The sequence below is a fragment of the Bacillus sp. LL01 genome, from assembly GCF_001037965.1.
Genome location: NZ_LFEL01000242.1, coordinates 1 through 3,427, shown reverse-complemented (window position 1 = coordinate 3,427; position 3,427 = coordinate 1). Strand labels below are relative to the sequence as shown.

The following is a 3,427-nucleotide window of genomic DNA, read 5'->3' as shown; positions in this document are numbered from 1 at the left end:
TAGTAAGCGGGGCTAATCACCAGTTAATGAATGAACATCAACAACTAAGAGACCAAATTTTTTATCTAATGAAGCACTATCTTGAAGAATAGAGTCTTTCTCCTATCGAAAGGCTTTTTTGTTTGCATGAAAGCTACATAGGGGATGAATAGACAGGGGATAATGTAGTGGTTCCTCAAGCATTTGCTTTTATATTGTCAAACAATTATAATAATTAAAATGATTAAATATGGAATGGTTGTTCCGAATAGTGGAATAGGAGGGTTGGATATGGGTGGCATACAACAAAATAGAACGATTGAACCGTTAAGTGATACATCGATTATCGTGACCTTTGGAAGGGAGATTAACTCTTCGATACATAATGAAGTGCAGGCATTTAATCATTATCTTGATCAATTTCCTTTTAAAGGATTTATTGAGTATGTGTCTGCGTTTACAAGCGTAACCATTTTTTATGACCCAATAATAGTTCGAGAAAATAGAGGGGATGCTGATTTTCGTTCTGCATACGAAATCGTGCATTCTTTTGTAGAGCATGGTCTGAATCAGATGGAACGAGATGTCGTGCAAAAGACTAGAGAGATTGAGATCCCAGTTTGTTATGGGGGAGAATATGGAGAAGATCTAGAGGTAGTTGCAAGACATAATAATCTAACTACCGATGAGGTCATTAATATCYATTCAAAAGGTGACTATCTTGTCTACATGATTGGATTTGCCCCTGGATTCCCATACTTAGGCGGGATGTCTAAGGAAATTGCAACCCCTCGTAGATCAAATCCTAGAACGTCTATTCCAAGGGGATCAGTTGGTATCGCAGGCGAGCAGACGGGAGTTTATTCACTAGATACACCAGGTGGCTGGCAGATTATAGGACGCACACCATTAGAACTTTTTTGTCCCAATGATAATCCACCTACTTTATTGCAACGGGGTGATAGGATTCAGTTCAAACCAATCACTTTAGCAGAATATAACGAGTACAAGGAGAAGATTACATGAGTATAAAAGTACTTCGCCCTGGACTACTTACGACGATTCAAGATTTAGGAAGAGTTGGCTATCAAAAATATGGTGTGATCGTTAGCGGGGCGATGGACGCCTACGCACTGCGAATGGCAAATCTCTTAGTTGGAAACAGCGAAACAATGGCAGCTCTTGAGATCACTATGGCTGGTCCTGCACTTGAGGTTCAACAAGATACGTTAATAGCGGTTACCGGAGGACATCTTTCACCAAGTATTGGGAATTATCAATTACCCTCATGGCGACCGGTTTTTGTGAAAAAAGGTAGTGTCATCAGGTTCGGCAAATGTATAAGTGGGTGCCGGGCATACCTAGCATTTGCTGGAGGATTTAATACCGAGAAGGTAATGGGAAGCCAAAGCACTTATTTGCGTGCGGAAATTGGTGGCTATAAAGGTCGTACCTTAAAAGAAGGAGACATCCTATCTTTAAATAACCAAACATCACCACTTGCTGATCACTTTACAGCACTTTTTTCGAGGGATACAAAAAAATCATTTTATGCGCCGGCTTGGCGGGTGAGAACTTCAATTCAGCCACAAAAGAAAGAAACGGTTATTCGTGTTCTCACTGGAACGCACTATACACAATTCGACTCAGACGCACAAGAGCAATTTTTCACGAAAACGTTTACGATCTCTCCTCAGTCTGATCGGATGGGTTATCGATTACAAGGTCCCGAATTGAAGCTAGATGAGACATTTGAAGTCCTATCCGAAGCGGTAGCATTAGGGACTGTTCAAGTACCTGCAGATGGAAACCCTATCATCCTTTTAGCTGATCGCCAAACAACGGGAGGTTACCCTAGAATGGGACAAGTCATTAATGTAGACATCCCGCTTCTCGCACAATTAAAGCCCGGAGATACCATATCGTTTAGAAAAATAAGCTTAATGGAAGCAGAAGAACTGTATATCGGTCGTGAAAAGGAATTAAATGACGTTAGGGTAGGAATGTTAGTAAAGAGACATGAAAAGACCCCGTAAAAACGGGGGTTATCTGTAGCCAAGCGCATGTGAGATTTTCGCAGCTGAAGCTTTTACCTTTTGAATCATCGTAGCAAGTTGTTGTTCATCAAAACGATCAGAAGGACCTGCAATACTAAGTCCACCTGCAATTTGCCCTTTGTAATCAAAAATAGGAGCTGCCAGAGCCGTTGTTCCATTCTCAAGCTCGGAATGGCTCACTGTATAGCCTTCTAGTCGTGAGGTGTTTAATATTTCACGAAGTAAAGTCGGGTCTGTAATGGTACCTTCTCCATAAGAGAGTAAGGCTTGTCCTTTTAAATAATTCTCCATCTCTTCTTCGGGTAAATGAGCTAGGATAATTCGCGAACAAGCACCTRCATATAAAGGGGAACGTCTTCCGACTTTTGTGAACAGTCTAACCGGATGCGATGTGTCGAGCTTTGCGATGTATAGCGCTTCTGCTCGATCTTTAATGGTTAAATTAACGGCTTCACCAATCTCATCACGTAGGTCTTTCATWATTGGGAGAGCAAGTTGTCTTAAATCAATACGATCAGAAACAAGCTGACCAAATTCAAGAAATAACATGCCTAATGAATACGTTCCGGTATGATCTTTTTGGAGCAAGCCTACTTCTTCAAGAGAGACAATCATACGGTGGGTAGAAGTTTTAGGAAGACCAGATAACTCAACCATTTCATTTAGAGTAAGCGACGAATGAGTACGAAAAAGATCTAGGAGCTTCATGGATTTTACGACGGTTTTATTAATGTTTTGCAAAAGAAACGCTCCTTTATTTATGGGTTATCTATTTCATTTATTGTATTAAACGAGTTCGTAGCTGTCTACATTTGAGAATGAAGTGAGCTTTTTCAAATAAGAAAATGAAAGGGTGAATAAAATGAAGCAAAATCCAATTGAAGAACAACAAGAAAACATGACAGCTAAACAACGTTTAAGTGCGATGATGGGTGCTGCCTTTTTAATGGCAACTTCAGCCATTGGTCCTGGATTTCTAACACAAACAGCCGTATTCACGGAACAATTACTTGCAAGCTTTGCCTTCATCATTCTTGCTTCCATTATTTTAGATATTGGAGCTCAGATGAATATTTGGAGAATTATTGCCGTCTCAAGAATGCGTGGTCAWGAAATCGCTAATGCGGTTCTCCCCGGTCTTGGGTACGTTGTAGCCTTTTTTATTGTATTAGGTGGACTTGCCTTTAATATCGGAAATGTAGCCGGCGGTGGACTTGGGGTCAATGCTTTAATGGGGCTAGATCCAAGAATCGGGGCTGTGATGACCGGTGTGATCTGTATCGTTATCTTTACTCTTAAAGAAGCAAATGTAGCAATGGATAAAATTGTACGATACCTAGGCGCTGTCATGATTTTACTTACTCTTTATGTGATGTTTGTAAGTAATCCGC

3 protein-coding genes and 1 pseudogene are annotated in these 3,427 nt (G+C 40.5%); 3 read left to right on the top strand and 1 reads right to left on the bottom strand.

All coding sequences use genetic code 11. The features are described 5' to 3' along the window. Positions 1 to 270: 270 nt before the first annotated feature. Both pxpB and AB685_RS28755 read left to right on the top strand, forming a co-directional pair. Positions 271 to 1,005 (top strand): 5-oxoprolinase subunit PxpB, encoded by a 735-nt coding sequence (gene pxpB, locus AB685_RS28760; protein WP_047974031.1) that lies wholly within the window; start codon positions 271 to 273, stop codon positions 1,003 to 1,005. Further along, positions 1,002 to 2,015: a biotin-dependent carboxyltransferase family protein gene (locus tag AB685_RS28755; protein ID WP_047974030.1), complete on the top strand. Its 1,014-nt coding sequence runs from the start codon at positions 1,002 to 1,004 to the stop codon at positions 2,013 to 2,015. The genes pxpB and AB685_RS28755 overlap by 4 nt, the downstream gene beginning before the upstream one ends. Positions 2,016 to 2,024: 9 nt before the next feature. On the opposite strand, the gene AB685_RS28750 is transcribed toward AB685_RS28755, so the two are convergent. Beyond that, positions 2,025 to 2,777: an IclR family transcriptional regulator gene (locus AB685_RS28750; RefSeq protein WP_047974029.1), complete on the bottom strand. Its 753-nt coding sequence runs from the start codon at positions 2,775 to 2,777 to the stop codon at positions 2,025 to 2,027. A gap of 121 nt (positions 2,778 to 2,898) precedes the next feature. Here AB685_RS28750 and AB685_RS28745 point away from each other — a divergent pair. Next, a pseudogene (locus AB685_RS28745) lies at positions 2,899 to 3,427 on the top strand (divalent metal cation transporter); the annotation flags it as partial.